Annotated in this window: 23 protein-coding genes; 13 read left to right on the forward strand and 10 right to left on the reverse strand. The window is 38.4% G+C overall.

What is annotated here, in order from left to right:
- Positions 1-224: 224 nt before the first annotated feature.
- The 3 genes from FY049_RS10215 to orn form a co-directional block, all read right to left on the reverse strand.
- Entirely contained in the window at positions 225-1,028 is an 804-nt protein-coding gene (locus FY049_RS10215) for an enoyl-ACP reductase FabI (RefSeq protein ID WP_004725837.1), read from the reverse strand.
- A gap of 160 nt (positions 1,029-1,188) precedes the next feature.
- Positions 1,189-1,923, reverse strand: a complete 735-nt coding sequence (locus tag FY049_RS10220) for a Bax inhibitor-1/YccA family protein (protein WP_004816949.1) — start codon at positions 1,921-1,923, stop codon at positions 1,189-1,191.
- 211 nt (positions 1,924-2,134) lie between these two features.
- Positions 2,135-2,692, reverse strand: coding sequence for an oligoribonuclease (gene orn, locus FY049_RS10225; RefSeq protein WP_004725833.1), 558 nt, complete (start codon positions 2,690-2,692; stop codon positions 2,135-2,137).
- A 122-nt stretch (positions 2,693-2,814) separates the two neighbouring features.
- Between orn and rsgA the strand changes: the two genes are divergently transcribed.
- The 5 genes from rsgA to FY049_RS10250 all read left to right on the forward strand — a co-directional run bounded on the left by rsgA (position 2,815) and on the right by FY049_RS10250 (position 5,775).
- A complete protein-coding gene (rsgA, locus tag FY049_RS10230) occupies positions 2,815-3,873 on the forward strand; it encodes a small ribosomal subunit biogenesis GTPase RsgA (RefSeq protein ID WP_004725830.1) in 1,059 nt (352 codons plus the stop codon).
- Positions 3,874-3,964: 91 nt separating this feature from the next.
- A complete protein-coding gene (locus tag FY049_RS10235; RefSeq protein WP_004725828.1) occupies positions 3,965-4,375 on the forward strand; it encodes a rhodanese-like domain-containing protein in 411 nt (136 codons plus the stop codon).
- A 16-nt stretch (positions 4,376-4,391) separates the two neighbouring features.
- On the forward strand, positions 4,392-4,649 hold the full coding sequence (grxC, locus tag FY049_RS10240) for a glutaredoxin 3 (protein ID WP_004725827.1): 258 nt from the start codon (positions 4,392-4,394) through the stop codon (positions 4,647-4,649).
- A gap of 48 nt (positions 4,650-4,697) precedes the next feature.
- Positions 4,698-5,156, forward strand: a complete 459-nt coding sequence (gene secB / locus FY049_RS10245) for a protein-export chaperone SecB (RefSeq protein WP_004725824.1) — start codon at positions 4,698-4,700, stop codon at positions 5,154-5,156.
- 139 nt (positions 5,157-5,295) lie between these two features.
- Complete coding sequence (locus FY049_RS10250; protein WP_151957010.1) at positions 5,296-5,775, forward strand: DUF4184 family protein; 480 nt, start codon at positions 5,296-5,298, stop codon at positions 5,773-5,775.
- Here FY049_RS10250 and FY049_RS10255 read toward each other — a convergent pair.
- From FY049_RS10255 to coaBC, 6 genes are all read right to left on the reverse strand, one after another.
- Positions 5,770-6,381, reverse strand: coding sequence for an alpha-ketoglutarate-dependent dioxygenase AlkB family protein (locus tag FY049_RS10255; protein WP_004816947.1), 612 nt, complete (start codon positions 6,379-6,381; stop codon positions 5,770-5,772). The genes FY049_RS10250 and FY049_RS10255 overlap by 6 nt on opposite strands.
- Positions 6,368-6,613, reverse strand: a complete 246-nt coding sequence (locus FY049_RS10260; protein ID WP_056512381.1) for an Ada metal-binding domain-containing protein — start codon at positions 6,611-6,613, stop codon at positions 6,368-6,370. Before FY049_RS10260 ends, FY049_RS10255 begins: the two co-directional genes overlap by 14 nt.
- 3 nt (positions 6,614-6,616) lie before the next feature.
- Positions 6,617-7,354, reverse strand: a complete 738-nt coding sequence (locus FY049_RS10265) for a 2OG-Fe(II) oxygenase (RefSeq protein WP_446083686.1) — start codon at positions 7,352-7,354, stop codon at positions 6,617-6,619.
- Positions 7,341-8,180 (reverse strand): bifunctional transcriptional activator/DNA repair enzyme AdaA, encoded by an 840-nt coding sequence (locus FY049_RS10270; protein ID WP_151802579.1) that lies wholly within the window; start codon positions 8,178-8,180, stop codon positions 7,341-7,343. The genes FY049_RS10265 and FY049_RS10270 overlap by 14 nt, the downstream gene beginning before the upstream one ends.
- A gap of 512 nt (positions 8,181-8,692) precedes the next feature.
- Positions 8,693-9,067, reverse strand: coding sequence for a cytochrome b562 (locus tag FY049_RS10275; RefSeq protein ID WP_004725812.1), 375 nt, complete (start codon positions 9,065-9,067; stop codon positions 8,693-8,695).
- A 162-nt stretch (positions 9,068-9,229) separates the two neighbouring features.
- Complete coding sequence (gene coaBC, locus FY049_RS10280) at positions 9,230-10,495, reverse strand: bifunctional phosphopantothenoylcysteine decarboxylase/phosphopantothenate--cysteine ligase CoaBC (protein ID WP_446083687.1); 1,266 nt, start codon at positions 10,493-10,495, stop codon at positions 9,230-9,232.
- A 114-nt stretch (positions 10,496-10,609) separates the two neighbouring features.
- Here coaBC and radC point away from each other — a divergent pair, with 114 nt between their 5' ends.
- The 3 genes from radC (at position 10,610) to FY049_RS10295 (ending at position 12,631) form a co-directional block, all read left to right on the forward strand.
- Positions 10,610-11,332 carry a RadC family protein gene (gene radC / locus FY049_RS10285; RefSeq protein ID WP_151957006.1) on the forward strand — a complete coding sequence of 241 codons (723 nt, stop codon included), beginning with the start codon at positions 10,610-10,612 and terminating at the stop codon, positions 11,330-11,332.
- A 37-nt stretch (positions 11,333-11,369) separates the two neighbouring features.
- Positions 11,370-12,281 (forward strand): bestrophin family protein, encoded by a 912-nt coding sequence (locus FY049_RS10290; RefSeq protein ID WP_004725806.1) that lies wholly within the window; start codon positions 11,370-11,372, stop codon positions 12,279-12,281.
- A gap of 65 nt (positions 12,282-12,346) precedes the next feature.
- Entirely contained in the window at positions 12,347-12,631 is a 285-nt protein-coding gene (locus FY049_RS10295) for an antibiotic biosynthesis monooxygenase family protein (RefSeq protein ID WP_056512243.1), read from the forward strand.
- Positions 12,632-12,718: 87 nt separating this feature from the next.
- Here the strand turns inward: FY049_RS10295 and FY049_RS10300 are convergent, their stop codons facing one another.
- The gene (locus tag FY049_RS10300; RefSeq protein ID WP_004725801.1) at positions 12,719-13,600 is read right to left on the reverse strand and encodes an energy transducer TonB; all 882 of its coding nucleotides are present in this window, start codon (positions 13,598-13,600) and stop codon (positions 12,719-12,721) included.
- Between the two features lie 232 nt (positions 13,601-13,832).
- On the opposite strand from FY049_RS10300, the gene FY049_RS10305 reads away from it, so the two are divergent.
- From FY049_RS10305 to FY049_RS10325, 5 genes are all read left to right on the forward strand, one after another.
- On the forward strand, positions 13,833-14,513 hold the full coding sequence (locus FY049_RS10305; RefSeq protein WP_004725799.1) for a hypothetical protein: 681 nt from the start codon (positions 13,833-13,835) through the stop codon (positions 14,511-14,513).
- A 153-nt stretch (positions 14,514-14,666) separates the two neighbouring features.
- Entirely contained in the window at positions 14,667-15,371 is a 705-nt protein-coding gene (locus FY049_RS10310; protein ID WP_446083688.1) for a DUF3108 domain-containing protein, read from the forward strand.
- 103 nt (positions 15,372-15,474) lie between these two features.
- Positions 15,475-16,050, forward strand: a complete 576-nt coding sequence (locus tag FY049_RS10315; RefSeq protein ID WP_004725796.1) for a xanthine phosphoribosyltransferase — start codon at positions 15,475-15,477, stop codon at positions 16,048-16,050.
- A 153-nt stretch (positions 16,051-16,203) separates the two neighbouring features.
- Positions 16,204-17,064 (forward strand): acyl-CoA thioesterase, encoded by an 861-nt coding sequence (locus FY049_RS10320; protein ID WP_446083689.1) that lies wholly within the window; start codon positions 16,204-16,206, stop codon positions 17,062-17,064.
- A gap of 223 nt (positions 17,065-17,287) precedes the next feature.
- The gene (locus FY049_RS10325; RefSeq protein ID WP_004725792.1) at positions 17,288-17,650 is read left to right on the forward strand and encodes a hypothetical protein; all 363 of its coding nucleotides are present in this window, start codon (positions 17,288-17,290) and stop codon (positions 17,648-17,650) included.
- The last annotated feature ends 87 nt before the right edge of the window (positions 17,651-17,737 follow it).

Raw genomic sequence — 17,737 nt, forward strand, 5'->3', positions numbered from 1 at the left:
CGCAGTCAATCCAAGGTGTTGCAGAGCCGAAAATATATTGGCAAAATTCATTTTTTTATCAAACTTAAAATAATATTAATATTTATGAATATTTAATCAAAAAAAACGATTGAATCCTAGTTTATTGATCGGTTAATTTTTTAAAATTTGTAAAAAAATCTCAACATTAAATGCTTAATGTTGAGATTTATATTTTTAATTCAAATTGTTATATAGACTAAATGCTATTCGCTGTCCATCATTGACTGGCTCATACCGACTGTATTAAAACCAGCATCGACATATAGGATTTCACCAGTGATCCCATTTGCCCAAGGTGAGCATAGGAATAAGGCTGCATTACCAACGTCTTCAATCGTAACATTACGTTTTAACGGTGCAATTTTTTCATTAGCATCTAACATTTTACGGAAAGATTTAATCCCAGATGCCGCTAAAGTACGGATTGGACCTGCTGAAATTGCATTTACACGGATACCTTCAGCACCTAAGCTTGATGCTAAATAACGTACCCCTGCTTCCAAAGATGCTTTCGCCATACCCATAACATTATAGTTTGGCATAACAGACTCTGAACCTTGGTAAGTTAAAGTCAATAAACAGCCTTGGCGAGCCAACAATAAAGGTTTTGCTGCGCGTGCCATAGCAACAAAACTATAAGCGCTGATGTCATGGGCAATTTTAAAACCTTCACGATCTGTGACGTCCGTGAAATCACCATCAAGTGTATGCGCAGGTGCAAAGCCGATTGAATGTACAACACCATCCAAACCATCCCAATGCTTCGCTAATTCAGCAAATGCATGGTCAATTTCAGCATCCACAGCAACATCACAAGGGAAAACTAAAGTAGAACCGAATTGTTCTGCAAAATCATCTACACGTTTTTTTAGTTTATCGTTTGGATAAGTAAATGCGAGTTCTGCACCTTCACGATGTAATGCCTGAGCAATACCAAATGCAATGGATAATTTACTTGCAATACCCGCGATTAAAAAGCGTTTACCTGCCAATAGTCCTTGTGCCATGAAATTCTCACCTGATCAATTTTGTAAGCATAATGCCAAGTCTTGACCCATAACTAAATTGCATAATGCATCTTTTTTTAAAAGTTTACTAAAAACATAAAAAAAGCGCACTGAATCGAGTGCGCCTTTTCAAATCTATCAATCTATATAAAGGGAATGATTAATCATCACCTTGCAACAAGCTCAATAAACGTAAGAATGAATAGTACATCCATACCAATGTTGCCAATAAAGCGATACCACATAACCATTCATAAGCTTTCGGTGCACGTTGTGCAGCAGCAGATTCAATCAAATCGAAATCAAGAATCAAGTTCAATGATGCGATCACCGCAACAAATGCAGCAAAACCAATACCTAAAATGCTGCTTTCAAATAAGAATGGAATGCTTGAACCAAAAGCCAAACGCATAATGAACTGCACCACAAAAACCAATGCAATTGCGATAGATGCTGAAATCACAATAGATTTAAATTTTTCAGTTGCACGAATAATTTGGAATTTATATAAACCAAACATCACTAAAGTTGTAATAAATGTAGCTAAAAGTGCTTGTAATGGTACGCCCGGAAACTTCAGTTGGAAGATCACTGAAACACCACCCAAAAATGCACCTTCAAAGAACGCATAAGGAATAGCTAAAACACGTGCCGTATTCGGCTTAAATGTAGCAACCAATCCAAGAATCAAACCACCAATTGCACCGACCATTGCGGCAGCATAGGCAATTCCAACATTCATTGTGGTAAAGCTATAGAAAAAAATTCCAACACCGAGTATGGCCGCAATAACAGTCAATAAAACTGATTTTTGAATTGCGCCTTGTACAGTCATTGGCTGTTCATAATCTGCATACGTTTCCGCACGCGTTAAAATTGGGTTATTACTTTGCATAGTCAATCTCTTTGTAATAATTCAAATATATATAAGGATATTAAAACGTTTTTTATGCAAACAATTTGAACTGCTTGCTATTTTTTGTAACGAGTTGTCAGAGGACATCAGCTTTAGTATAGCTTAAAAAACCAAAATGCATAGCAAAAAAAGAGGCTAAAAAGCCTCTTCTTTCAATCTGATATGTAATGAGATTTAACCACTCAAATGATTAATCTTGATTGGCGATAAAGAAATACTGACGATAATATTTAAGTTCAGCAATCGAATCGCGGATATCATCCATTGCCAAATGTGAAGCATTTTTCTTTAGACCGCTCATAATTTCAGGTCTCCAGCGTTTTGCTAACTCTTTCACTGAAGACACGTCCAAATTACGATAATGGAAGAATTGTTCAAGTTCAGGCATTAAACGGTGCATAAAACGGCGATCTTGGCAGATTGAATTACCACACATTGGCGAAGTTTTAGGATTAATCCATTTCTTCAAAAATTCTAAGGTTTGCTGCTCTGCATCTTGCGCTGTGAGTTTACTACGACGTACCCGTTCAATCAGACCTGACTGACCGTGTTGTTTGGTGTTCCACTCATCCATTGCATTGAGGATAACATCTGATTGATGCACTGCGAGCACAGGGCCTTCCGCCAAAATGTTCAAATGATCATCTGTTACAATTGTCGCAATTTCAATGATCTTGTCATTATCTGTATCTAAACCTGTCATCTCTAGGTCGATCCAAATTAAGCGGGTATCCGGAGTGCTGCTCATATAGTGCAATCTTATTAGGCCAATAAAAAATGAATAGTAGCAAATTTCTTGCATCTTCGCTGTAATTCATTCGCCTGTCATGGTATTTTTGCCTTCTCATTTTTAAGGTTTTTAGGATATGAATGGCTTTAATTCGTAAACGTCGTTTAACTGAACAGCAGCAACGCCGCATTCAGAAACAACATAAAACACGTCAAGAAGAAATCGACACTTCCAATGACCTTGAAGGTCTTGTTGTTCAGCATTATGGACGACAACTCGAAGTACAAGCCCTTTCTGTTCCTACTCAACATCCGCAAAAACCCATCGTCAATGAAGGTGATCCAGAGCCCTTTTGGAAACCGATTGAATTAGGCAGTGTCTGGCGCTGTCATACACGAACCAATTTAGAGCTGTTAGTGACGGGCGACAAAGTTCAGTGGCAAGCAGATCCAAATACAGGTTTAGGCATCATCACTGCCATTCATCCAAGGACTTCATTGTTAACGCGTCCCGATCGTTATCATAAAGTTAAACCTGTCGCAGCCAATATCAGTTTAATCGTCATCGTCTTTGCAACACTGCCTGAGCCAGCACCTACGCTGATTGATCGCTATTTGGTGGCATGTGCAGATGCGGATATTCCAGTCCTTTTGGTGTTAAACAAATCAGATTTACTCAAAGAAAATGATCCTATTTTAGATCTCATTAAAGAATATCAAGACTTAGGTTATGAAGTACTGATCACTCAGTCTGAAGGTGATATTAGCGAATTAAAGCAACGACTCGACAATGAAACCGTTGCTTTCGTTGGGCAATCAGGTGTCGGCAAAAGTACCTTGATTAATGTCATCGTTCCTGATGCAGAACAAAAGACCAATATTATTTCTGAAAACTCAGCACTCGGACAACATACAACCACCTCTACCCGTTTGATTCGTTTTGGTGAAAATGGTGCTTTGATCGACTCGCCCGGCATCCGTGAATTTGGGCTTTGGCATTTGAGCCTAGAAAAGATTGATGCAGGCTTTCCTGAAATCTCTAATTTGATTGGACATTGCCAATATCGTAATTGCACCCACACGCATGAGAAACAGTGCGCAATTAAAAAAGCGGTAGAAAATGGTGAAATTCTAGCCAGACGACATGAAAGTTATTTACGTTTAATTGAAGAAATCACTGATGCGCAACAAAAAAATTAAATTTCTTCTTTGAGAACCTTGAAGCGGTGATTTTGATCACCATATATATACGCTATACTCGACGCAATTTTTGATTGTAATTAGGTGACTTGTGGAACGTTGGTTTGAGTTTATGGGGAATCACCCCTTCTTATTTGGTATTTTAGGGGTACTGGCGATCTTGTTCTTTATTTTTGAAGGACAACGCAGTGGTCGTAAGATTTCACCACAATCACTTGGTATTTTAGTGAAAGCTAAAAATGCGATGTTGATTGATTTACGCGATGCTAAAGATTTCCGTGAAGGTCATGTGAGTGGCAGCCGCAACATTCCATACAGTCAAATTGCCAGTCACATTGAAGAGTTAAAAACTGCTGACCGTCCTTTAGTATTTATCTGTAACTTAGGTCAAGTTGCAGGAAGTGCTTTACAACAAGTCGGCCATGCAGACAGCTATCGTCTTGATGGTGGTATCAGTAACTGGAAAGCCCAAGGCTTGCCATTAGTTAAAGCTAAAAAATAAGCTTAAGGAGCTCAACATGACTGCTGAAGTAAAAGTATATTCAACAACTTTTTGCCCATACTGTGTACGTGCGAAATCTCTACTTGAGCGTAAAGGTGTTGCTTTTACCGAAATCAATCTCGATGAAGAAGCACCTGAAGTTAAGACTGAGCTGATCCAGAAAACTCGACACCGTACAGTGCCACAAATTTTTATTAATAATGAATTTATCGGTGGTTTTGACCAGCTTTATGCTTTAGAAAAAGCCGGCAAACTCGATGAGTTACTTGGTTAATCCACAACTTAATTAATGAATCACTTCTTAAAATTTAAGGAATAAAGAATGAGTGAAGAACAACAAGCTCAACCACAACTTGCTTTAGAACGTATTTATACAAAAGACATTTCTTTTGAAGTACCTGGGGCTCAAGTTTTTACCAAAGAATGGCAACCAGAATTAAACATCAACTTGTCTTCTGCTGCTGAAAAAGTGGATGCAACCCACTTTGAAGTGTCTTTAAAAGTTGTTGTGCAAGCGAACAATGCTGGCGATACAGCATTTATCGTCGATGTAACACAATCAGGTATTTTCTTGATTGATGGTATTGAAGAAGACCGTCTTCCATACATCTTAGGTGCTTACTGCCCGAACATTTTGTTCCCATTCTTGCGTGAAGCAGTTAATGATCTTGTAACGAAAGGTAGCTTCCCTCAATTACTTCTTACGCCAATCAATTTTGATGCAGAGTTTGAAGCAAATATGGAACGTGCCCAAGGCGCTGCTGCTGAAGGCCAAGCTTAATTTCTCAATAATTAAGTTTAAAAGACCGCACTATGCGGTCTTTTTTATATTTGATCAGATAAAAATCACCCAAACTTCACAACCGTGGGTGATGCAATTTTTTATAATTTAAACATCACAATAAGCATGAACAATAACAATGCCATTTACTCCCTTACATTTGGGCTTAGGCGCAAGCTGTAAAGCCATTGCAAATAAAAAATTTAGCTTGTTAATTTTCTCTGGTGTTCAGGTTTTGATGGATATAGAACCTCTATTTGGCATCATTCGAGGCTGGACCACACTCCATTTATATACCCATAATTTACTTGGTGCTTTGTTGATTGCTTTGCTTGCAGTCCCCATAGGTAAAGTAATGAGTGAGTTTTGCTTACGCCACTTATTCAAACAAGCAAACTGGCAGATCACATGGCAAGTGGCGACAGTCAGTGCTTTGGTCGGTAGTTTTAGTCATATTTTTTTAGATGCTTTGATGCATGCAGATATGTATCCCTTTTATCCACTAAGTTATTCTCAAGTTTTACTCAACATGATTCCCTACAGTTTTATTTTTTATGGGAGTTTAATCAATTTTATTTTTGCCGCAATTGTTTGGCTTATCCGTGAGGAAAAATCATGATTCATCGATTGTTCTAAAGGTTAGATTAATCCGAGCCGTATGCACTTTCTTTGTTGGGGCTAAGCGGTGCAACCAATATGTTTGTGTGGTGTCTTTCATGACCAGCAAACTGCCATTTTCGAGAAAAACCTCAATCTTTTCTTGGCTATTTTTATGTTTAAAGGCAAATTTTCGAACTGCGCCTAGGCTTAAAGATGCAATTGCACCATTCTTTTTTAGATCTGTTTCACCATCACTGTGCCATGCCATACCCTCTTCACCTGTATGGTAAAGATTCAGTAAACAAGAATTAAATGTTTCACCCGTGATCAATTCAATCTGTTGTTTCAGTTCGAGTAATTCTTCAATCCATGGCAAGGCATATTTGGAGCTATTTGAATAAGTGTATTCAAAAGCGCGATCTCCATACCAAGCCACTTTCCGTTTGGTGATAATCTTTTTGCCAAAAATAATCGCTTGGTCATTTTGCCATTCAATATGCGTTAGCAATTGCTCAAAATAATCATTGGCGATGGCTTCATCCATGATTTTTCCGAAATAATTCACTGTTCCATCTTGTGGAAGCAAATTCTCATGGGGATCGGTTAGAAACTCAAGTTGTTGCATTTTTCCATTTCACATAGGCTGATTTCATACAATGTCCACACGGGCGAAATTGCAATGCCAAGGCTTCGGCTTCACTACTAAAGAACACCCGATTGGCTTTTAACATACGCTTGCCCGAACCACAGTTTAAACGTCCATAAATTTTTAGCTTTTGATTGCCTGCAAATAAAATTTCAGCATTCCTGATTTTTCGATATAACGCCAAACGCTCAATGTCATCATGCTTAATCATCATTTAACTCACAGCATCATGAAAAATAATCCCCAATGTATAACGCTCCCCTGTACGCACCTGACTGACAGCATGCTTCATATTGACTCGATAATAGCCATTAGTGCTTTTCTTGGGTCTAAACTGCGTGGTAAAAATTAACACATCCCCTTGATCAGGTTGTAAAACAATGGCTTTTGACTGTGCTCGTGGTACTTGCTCAGTCAACACCAACTCACCACCGGTAAAATCGCTATTGACTTGACTAAGAACAAATACCATTTGGATCGGAAAATAGACCTCGCCATATAGATCTTGATGTAAGGTATTAAAACCATCTTGCTGATAGTGCAAAATCAAAACAGTGGCCTTATTTTGACCCGCTTGTTGGCATTGTTGTAAAAATTCAAGATGTGAATCTGGATATTGTCGATCCAACTTTAAAGCATCAGACCAAGCATTGGCGATAGGAACCAGATACGGATAAAACTGAGTTCGAAGCTGTTGAAGCAAGTTTGGTAGTGGATAATTAAAATATTTATACTCGCCATATCCAAAACGATGTTGCTGCATAGTGACGGTTTTTCGATACAGTTGTTGATGGTTATAATGACTTTTGATCAACTCACACAATTCATCAGATAAAAAGTCTTTAAGGATTGAGTAGCCTTGCGTATGCATCTGAGCATGGATTGACTCCCAATCTAAACCCTCAATTTTATTGAGCAACGCTTTTGCTTGTTGTGAATTAAACGCTGGCATGTACTTGCACACCTTCCCAGCCAATCATTGCGGCTTTACGTGTTTTTCCCCAATGGTATTCACCTAAAACACCTGTCGCTTGAATCACACGATGACATGGAATTAAAAAAGCCACTGGGTTATTGCCAATCGCAGTACCGACTGCACGGGAAGCTTTTGGATTTCCAATCTGTTCTGCAAGGTCTGCATAGGTCGCCAATTGTCCCATCGGGATTTTAAGCAAACTTTCCCAAACTTTAAGCTGAAAATCAGTACCTTTTAGATGCAGCTTAATTTGACTCCATGGTTTTTGTTCAGATGAGAAAATGGCCAAAGCATGTTCATGTAAGGCATCTGCTTGCTGATAAAATCTTGCTTTAGGAAATTTTTCAACGAGTGCACTATAGGCATCTTGCGCATGCTCCACAAAAGACATAAAGCAAATCCCTTTGGCTGTTGAAGCCACTAAAACTATTCCAAAGCGTGTTTCAGCATACTGGTAGTGGATGGTTAAATTTTCTCCGCCACTTTTGTATTCAGCAGGTGTCATCCCTTCAATTTGTATAAATAGATCATGTAACCGACTGGTGCTCGATAGTCCTGTATCATAAGTCGCATCAAATACCGAATGCTCTTGTTTTAACAAGTTTTTTGCATGTTCTATGCTGATATATTGCAAGAACTTCTTCGGGCTGGTACCAGCCCATTCTGTAAATAAGCGTTGAAAATGTGCAGGGCTTAAATGAATATGCGCAGCCACCTCATCTAAATTCGGTTGTGCTTTAAAATTGTGTTTAATGTATTCAATGGCTTTTGCAATACGTTCAAACTGATGGTGCTGTTGCATCGCATTTCTCCTCACTTTTCTACATCTAACTTAACAGTTGTTATGCAATGAGCAAATCCGAATCGTGCTGAGTTTAGTGATTCAATATCGTTTAAAAATCTCCTCACAATAAAAAACCGTTAGTCATTAAAACTAACGGCTTTTAAATGGATAAATCTATTCTTCAAAATTACGTTCGTCAAAAAACAAGTAGTTCATACGCAATCTATATAAATTTACCTGATTCTTTGTATTATTGAATCGTATATGGTCGATCTATCGTGTGGCGACATGGATGTCGCTGTTGGGCGGGGGTACAGGACGTACCCCTCGCCCAACGGAAGATTTTTGTCACCTTTTCATCTCTGAAAAGTGAGGCATCGCCTACGCAAAGCTATTTAAACTTTAATTGTAAAGTATGGCATTGCAAGCGTTATAACCATATGAATCACGTTAATGAAAGTATATAAATATATGATTTATAATTTTGACCTTATTTATAAATCATCTAAATGCATATTTGCGCAATAAGACTATTGATAGATCTTATGCCCTTGATCACGTATTTCAGCAATTTTCTTGCCTTCCATTTTGGCATGATCTAAATGACCGCCTTTGACTAGCGCTTGAGTCTTATCAATTTGCGCAATCAATTGATCATATAACTGAGTCGAAGTCGGTGCACTGGCATCACCACGACCTTTAAGTTTGACTTTTTTAGCGTCCGTTGCAGCAGCACGCATATTATCTAAAGCTTTATTTGCTTCAGCGGCATTATTGGTTTGATTAAATGCTTTATAGTTTTTACCTAATGCCTGCATATTTTGTTGTAGCGTCGCAGCAAAAGTCATTGAGCTGAAACCTAAAGCAGAAATCATCATGACGGTGGCTAAAGTTTTTTTGATCATTATGATCTTCCTTAAAACTGTGGCTATTGTTGGGTGTAAAAAAGCCCATTGTGGCTATTGTCCATTTCCAAGATTAAACATAGTTTAAAAGCACAAAAAATAGCAAATAAAAATGCAACGAATTCGTTGCATTTTTATATTCAGAAATAATCAGAGAAAGGCTTAAATTGGTTCAATCTCATGGTGTAAGGCATCGTGGATCGCTTCAACCAATTGTTGTGCAATCTCTTGTTTCGAGGCTTTCTCTAAATCACGCTTTTCCATCTGATACTGTTCTGCAAAAAACACGGTCATCGCATTTTGATCAGAAGCAAAACCAATATCAGCACGCGAGACATCATTGCAGGCAATCATATCGAGTTTTTTTGCAACCAGTTTTCCTGCTGCATATTCCTCTACATTACGGGTTTCAGCCGCAAAACCCACCATAAATGGGCGCTTTGACTGCTGTGCAATGGTCGCCACAATATCAGGGTTTTTCACCAACGAAACATTCAGCTCATCACCCGCTTTCTTAATCTTATGTTCCGCAACTTCTGCCACACGATAGTCAGCGACAGCCGCAGTTGCAATAAACACGTCACAGCCTTCCTCAAGCTGATGCATGCTTTCATCAAGCATTTTTATTGCAGAAGAAACATTGATACGACGCACGCCATTCGGAGTATCCAAACTGACTGGACCAGCCAATAGTGTCACTTTTGCCCCTGCTGAATAACAGGCTGCCGCAATAGCAAAGCCCATTTTCCCTGTACTGTGATTGGAAATATAACGTACAGGATCAATCGCTTCACGTGTTGGTCCCGCAGTAATCACCACACGTTTTCCAGCAAGCAAGCCAAACTTTTCAGCAATCGCACGTTGTGCTTGATGGAAGTAATTTTTAACTTGTTCAGCTAAATCTTCAGGTTCAGGCATACGCCCTAAACCAACATCACCACAAGCTTGTGAACCCGCTTCAGGCATAATCACATGTACGCCATCTTCAACTAAAGTATTCAGATTACGTTGCGTCGGCTTAGCTGCCCACATTTGCTGATTCATTGCAGGCGCAACCCAAACAGGTGCTTTGGTTGCCAAATACAAAGTACTGAGCAAGTCATCAGCCAAACCCGCGGCGAACTTTGCGATGGTGTCACAACTTGCAGGTGCAACTAAAATCAAATCGGCCCAACGCGCCAATTCAATATGCCCCATTCCCGCTTCTGCTTCAGGATCTAATAATTCGGTATGAACTGGATTGCCTGATAAGGCCTGAAAAGTTAAAGGGGTAATAAATGCCTGTGCACCTTTGGTCATTACCACGCATACATTAAAGCCGTAATCCTTTAAACGACGTACCAGGATTGCACTTTTATAGGCGGCAATACCGCCTGTTACAGCGAGGATAATATTTTTATTAGAAAATACACTGAGATCAAAACTCACTATCAGGCTACCTTTCAGTTGCAGTGGCGCTCACAATATCATTAAATAGTCTATCTCCCAAGTCATTCAAGGGAGAAAAATCAGAAGTAAAATAATTTTAAAATGTGAAAAATAATGAATCATTCAATCAAACAATGGCCTGAACAAGAACGTCCACGTGAAAGATTACTCTTACAAGGGGCGCACAGCTTATCCGATGCAGAATTACTTGCGATTTTTCTACGCTCAGGCTCAAAACAACACTCTGCTGTTGAATTAGCACGCTTACTCATTCAACATTTTGGTCATTTAAATGCTGTATTTGATTCGTCTTTAGACGATTTAAAACAATTTCATGGCATTGGCGAAAGCAAGTATTCACAACTGATGGCGGTGAAAGAACTGGGGCGACGTTACTTGAAACATCAACTGAATCAAGGTTTAGACTTGAGTCGTTCTGATTTAATCCGAGATTATTTACGTTATGAATTGATCGGAGAATCTCAAGAAGTCTTTGCTGTACTGTGTTTAGACAGCCAGTTACGTAAATTGAGTTTTAAAAAACTATTTTATGGTTCAGTCAATTACTGCAATATTTCCATCAATCAATTATTACGATATGTCATACAAAAACATGCGACTTTTATCGTTATTGCCCATAATCACCCTAAAGGTTTTGCCAAGCCTTCACGTGAAGATTACGATTTAACTCAAGAAATATTAAAAGCCTGTCAACTGCTTGAAATAGAATTATTGGATCATATGATCATTGCTGCTGAGCAAAGCTACTCCTTTGCTGAACACGGACTCATCAAACCCAAAACTTTCCCTACAAATGTGATTGACAAGCACCTTTGAAGCGGTGAAGATCACTAAAAAATATAGATTTAAAAGTATGATTGTCCGCGATCAAAACGATACCCTTAAAATATTACTCTCTTGGCGTGGTACGATTTTACCCAAAGTGCTGCCACCGCTTGGTTTTGTGATGCTGATTTCTGCAATTGTGGGTGGCATTGAGTATACCAATTTATATCGTTTTCCTGAATTACCCTTGGTTGGCTTTACCCTGATTGGTGTGGTGCTTTCTATTTTTCTAGGCTTTAAAAATACCGCCTGTTATGACCGTTGGTGGGAAGCGCGTAAACTTTGGGGAATGCTGATCGCCAATGCACGTCACTTTGACCGTGATTGTCGTATATTCCCTCAAGGGCGTCGTGAACGGATCATTCAACATGTGATTGTATTTGCAAACTTATTAAGAGATCGTCTGAGACATCAAACAGCAAATCCAGATGCGCTGGTGGAAACCAGTGGTATGAGTCAACAGGCACTGACACAGTTGTATCAACAAACCAATGCGCCGCAATACACGCTGAGTTTGATCCAATGGGAATTGATGCAAGCGCTCAAAGAAGGCGAAATTTCCGACATTATCTATACCCAATTAAATGAACATGTAAATGAGCTCAGTTTGGTACAAACCGGTTGTGACCGTATTGCAACCACTCCTTTGCCTTTTGCTTATTCAGTTTTATTAAATCGTACGGTCTATTTTTTCTGCTTTATGCTGCCCTTTAGCTTAGGTTCATTACTGGGTTTAGCAACACCTTTGCTGGTGGGTATTTTAGCCTATACTTTTCTGGGGCTAGATGCTTTAAGTACCGAGATAGAAGAACCTTTTGGTACGCAAAGTAATGATTTACCTTTAGATTCAATGGTAAGAATGATTGAAATTGAATTATTGGGAACTCTAGGGAAACCGACTCCTCCACCGATTCAAGCCCATGATCACAATTTACTTTAATACATCAGTTTCTGATTTTATTGCCCTTTTTAAAGAGAAGTTAAAGTAAAGGCCGAGCACTGAAAATGAAATATGTGGTTATCTTTAAGGCACAGATCAATACGCTTGATCAACAGTATTTTCAAACTGCACAACTTTTACGAGAGAAAGCATTGAGCCAGTTTAACTGTCAAAAATTTGAGTCTCTTTGTGAAAATGATTTTGAAGTTGCGCTTTCTTATTGGAATACACTTGAAGATATCCAGGCTTGGCATAAAGATGCAGAACATCAAGCAGCTCAACGAATTGGTAAACAACAGTGGTATAAAAAATTTAGTGTTGAGATTTGCCAAATTCAAAAAAGCTATTAGCACTAGATCACTTAAAAATCGGTCTATTTAGGAATGTAGATACTAAAAAATAGAATCAAGATAATCCCATTACATCTTGTTCAGTTTCTAACGCACTTCAAATTCAGATTCAGCTGGGTCAAAACGCCAAGTGCGCACAATCCGCAGTTCAGAAATATCTTTCATTTTTGAATCAAAACGTCCAAAAGGTGCTCCTTTACGCACTGAGTTTTTGGCAGCTTCATCGAGGATTGAATGACCTGAGCTTTCAATCAATCGTATAGCACGAATCCCCCCCTCATTATTGAGAATGACCATTAAACGGACCTCACCCGAAAGACGCTGCTGTTTGGCAAGATCTGGGTAATATCGGTTTCCATACATCTCAACTTTTTCGCGAAATTTATCTAAATATCCAGCAGATGCATCTTGTTTGGCTTGAATACCATCTAAGGTTTTAATTTTTTGTTGTTTACTAAAATTTTGTTGTTTCTGCAAATATTGAGCTTCTAAACTCGCCACCATTGCCGTTTTAGCCTGCATCTGGCTCTGCAACTCTTCCATGGCCTTTTTACGATCGTTTTGTTCCGCCTGCTTTTGCCAGCTAAGAACCGTCATTAATACTTTTTCTTCGAATTTCAATTCTCGTTTTTGCTGTATTTGCTCTAAAGCTTCGAGTTGCTGATCACCCGCACTCTTGTCTTCTGCTTGCGCTGGCATATCACTTGAAATACGATGCTCTTTACGGAATGTTCCAGAACCTTGCTGATTTGCTTGCGCTAAAAAGTCTGCATCTTTAATTTCATCTTCACTTGGGCGAATACTGATTGCGATTTCTTTTGTGCTGGTATTATTTTCTTGTGGCATTCCAAATTGAACAGATAAAAAAAGTACATGTGCAATGACAGCTGCAGAAACAGCTCCAACAAATAATGCGTCTTGCCACCAATACTCAGAATGCTGTGTATTGGCAAATAATTTTTTTATCATGACATTAATCCGACAAAATTCCCCAATCGCCAAATTTAAAATTTATTAAAATAAGTTTAACTTTACATTATTCACAAACTTTGTGACTTATTTAGTAAAAGTAAAAACGTAATTTTAAAACACTCAAAATGGTGCAATGTTTTTTGTTAAACTGCAATCGTTAGACTTGTATTTTTTTAATAATCGACAAGTTTATCGCCTTAAAAAATGATGATGATTTGGGACAATACTTATGCCGACGCTACTTTCTAACATTGTTAAACGTATTCGACAAGTATACCAAAAAGCAGAAGGTTTTATAGAAGAAGAACGCGAGTTTCCAGTATCACAAGTATTTTTAAATGCGACCTTTAAACGTTTTGTCACCGACAACGTCAAAATTTTAGAAGATTTACATGCCGACCTGCATGATGATTGGTTAAAACTTTATGCCACACTCAATGTCAAAGGCATGCATTTGGTTCTTTCTGTAGATCTTAAGTTAGTTCAAATGGAACTCAACAAAGATATGCAGTTGATTGTTTTTGAACAAATCAGCAACACCCAAGTGATCGAAGCTAGCTATCCCAATGTTTGGTATAAGATGGGCGTAAATACTGCTTTATTCTTCTATCAAAAGGTACTGAAAAAAGATCCTTTAGGAATGATCCTAGAAAAATTTAATGTCATTACCGTAAAAGATGAATTACTTCACTTAGATCTGAATCGTTGGTTAGGAAAAAATCGTTCTATTATGGACACATTAAACAAAGTCCATGTGAACCATGCAGAATTACGTGAAACTGAGTTGGTGGTGATTGGTAATGTAAACCTAACCGCTTTATTTAGTAAATTTAGAGAAGATAAAGACCCAGACTGGGACGAAGATGATTATCTTGAAACTGAAGTTACACCGATTGAGCAAAAGAGTTAAGTCTCAAATTGCAGATTAGATTTCAAGTTATCGCAATCAAAATGTATACATAAATTCACAGGATTAGAAATAAAGTGAATATTTTCTCTTTAATTACACCGCATAATAGGTGTCATATCCAAAAATACTTTTAAATGCATAGGACATTTAATGATGGCAAAAACGTTATTTAAAACATTAAGTATCGCAACTGGTGTTTCAACTGCAATGTTATTGGTTGGATTTTCAAGCAATGCTCTTGCCATGAGTCCGTTCCAAGCAAGCTACCAGTTTGCCTATAATGGTAAAAACTTAGGTACTGCGACCCGTACATTGAGTCAAAGTGGCAATAACTGGACCTATGTATTTGCAGCAAAAGCAGCAGCAATTGCTTCTGCAAGTGAAACAAGCCGTTTTAGCTTTACCAATGGTCAAATTAACTCAGGTAGTTTTAGTCGTACCAGTAAAGTGTTGGTACATAATGACACCATGACCATTAACTTTAATCCAAACAGCAAAACCATTAACACCAAGAAAAAAGATCAGGCACGTTCTTTCCCATGGAAAGCAGGTGCTTTAGATGAGTTAAATGCTGAATTACAAGTACGTGAAGACTTAAAAGGTGCAGGTCTAAAATCAAGTTATTTGATTGCAGATGCAAAAGGTTTAGATGCGCGTCGCTTTGTTAAACAAGGCACAGAGTCAATTAAAACCCCTGCGGGAACCTATAACACGGTCAAAGTTGTACTCACCCATGACAATGGTGAAAAGAGTTCAATTTTCTGGTTAGCGCCTCAATTAGACTATTTACCCGTGAAAATGTCACATGTTGATGGTAAAACATCTTATAACCTAACCTTGACCAGTTACAAAAAGTAAGACATTTTTCACCTTTTGATCAATTTCAGCTTGCATTTTTTTTAGTGCTTTTTAAAATACGCCTTTGCTTTAAAAAGCACCTTGCCTCTAGAGGATTCTCCCTGTGCACGCACTAGAACAGAAAATCTTAGCTGAAGGTATCGTTCTATCTGATCAAGTTCTGAAAGTCGATTCTTTCTTAAATCACCAAATTGACCCTGTGATGATGCAGCTCATCGGTCAAGAGTTTGCTCGTCTTTTTAAAGATGCCGGCATTACCAAAATCATCACAATTGAAGCATCAGGCATTGCGCCTGCTGTGATGGCTGGTTTGGAACTTGGTGTACCCGTTATTTTTGCACGTAAATATCAGTCTTTAACCCTTAAAGATGATTTATATCGTTCAAAAGTATTCTCTTTTACCAAGCAAATTGAAAGCACCATTGCGATTTCTAAGAAACATATTAGCAAAGGCGATAAAGCTTTGGTTATTGATGATTTCTTAGCGAATGGTCAAGCCGCTTTAGGTCTTGCTGACTTGATTCATCAAGCGGATGCAGAAGTTGTGGGTATTGGGATTGTGATTGAAAAATCTTTCCAACCAGGCCGTCAATTGTTATTAGATAAAGGCTACCGTGTTGAATCTTTGGCACGTGTTGAATCTTTGGCAAACGGTACGGTAAGCTTTGTAGAAGAATAAGCTGGTCTTACTTCAAAAGTTTTCATTAAAAAAGAGTACTTTAGGCGCTCTTTTTTTTGCTTTTTGATCAGTAGCGTCTTTGTTTTACCTTTTATTTTGATCAAGCCCTCAGCTATATTGTGTAAATAAAGAGATAACTCAGGTAAATAATAAATGAGATCAATCACTCAAAAATTAGTTGATCTACTCGACGTACAACAATTGGATGATGGTCTATTTCAAGGGCAAAACACACGATTATTTGGATCACACCTTGTCGGTGGGCAATTGGTGGCACAAGCATTGATTGCCGCATCAAAAACCACCAATCGACCAGCACATTCATTACATGCTTATTTTATTCGCAGTGGTCGCACAGATATTCCGATTTTATATAAAGTTGAAAATTTAAGAGATGGCAAAAGTTTTTCGACTCGACAAGTCCATGCTTGGCAAAACGGCCATATTATATTTTCGGCCATGATTTCATTTGCCAATATTGAAGAGGGTTTAGAAAATCAAATTGAACCGCCTCTCTACCCTTCGCCAGATGAACTGATCCCAGAACAACAACTTAAACAAATGATTTATGAGAATGTTCCTGAACCTGCACGCGCAATATTTATGCGTCAATTTTTGATCAACATCCATCCTGTACAGCCATTCAATCCATTTAAACCGATAAAATTAGACACAAATTATGCTGAATATTTTCAAACCTTTGAAACGATTCCCACTCAACAAGATACACCCATGATGCACCAAGCCATTGCTGCATATTATTCTGACTATAACCTACTGACGGTTTCACTTAGACCGCATGGTGTCAGCTATGCGAACGGCGGTGTACGTAGTGCAAGTTTAGACCATAGCATTTATTTTCATACAGATTTTAGAGTAGATGAGTGGCTACTTTATGATATGAATGCCACAGTATCTAGCCAATCCAGAGGGCTTAATTTCGGCCGGATGTGGCAAGATGGTCGGTTGGTGTGTAGCGTTAATCAGGAAAGTTTAATGCGGCTGAAGCAATAATAAGATGTTTCTATAAGCTTGTGTCAATCATTCTATCTATTACATTCACACAAAATATAAAGACTGATCACGGTATTCAGTTACAATCAAAATCATGTCATATCCCTGACATGATTGTAACGATAGCGATAAGCATGACAAAAATGCCAGTAGTGAACGTGAATATAACGCTTAACCATAACTTAACGAAGACAAATGGACTTTGTTGAGTGAGTAAAAATCAATGACTGATGAACAAACAGTAAAGTGCCCAAAGTGTGGCGCTACAGACTTAGAACGCCGTGATCATGAACAACTTTTAGGCAAAGCAGGCAGTGTATTATTGACTTCTGCGGGTGCAGCAGCAGGAACTGTAGGTGGCGCTGCCTCTGGTGCTTCAATTGGTGCGGCTATCGGAACGGTTGCAGGTCCTTTAGGCGTTATTGTTGGTGGAACTGTAGGAACCTTCGTAGGCGCAATCAGTGTTGGAATTACAGGTGGATTTCTAGGAAATCGCTTTGGTAAACGAGCAGGTGTGATTGTTGACCAAAATATCTTTTTTGATTACCAATGTAAAAAATGTAATCATCGCTTTAATCTAAAATAATAAAATATCAATATGATAAAGAACTTCTCTTTTTATCCATTAGACGCCAGATAAAAGAGAAGTCTTTGAATTTTTATCTAGATCTCG

Source organism: Acinetobacter sp. 1125_18A, assembly GCF_052824985.1.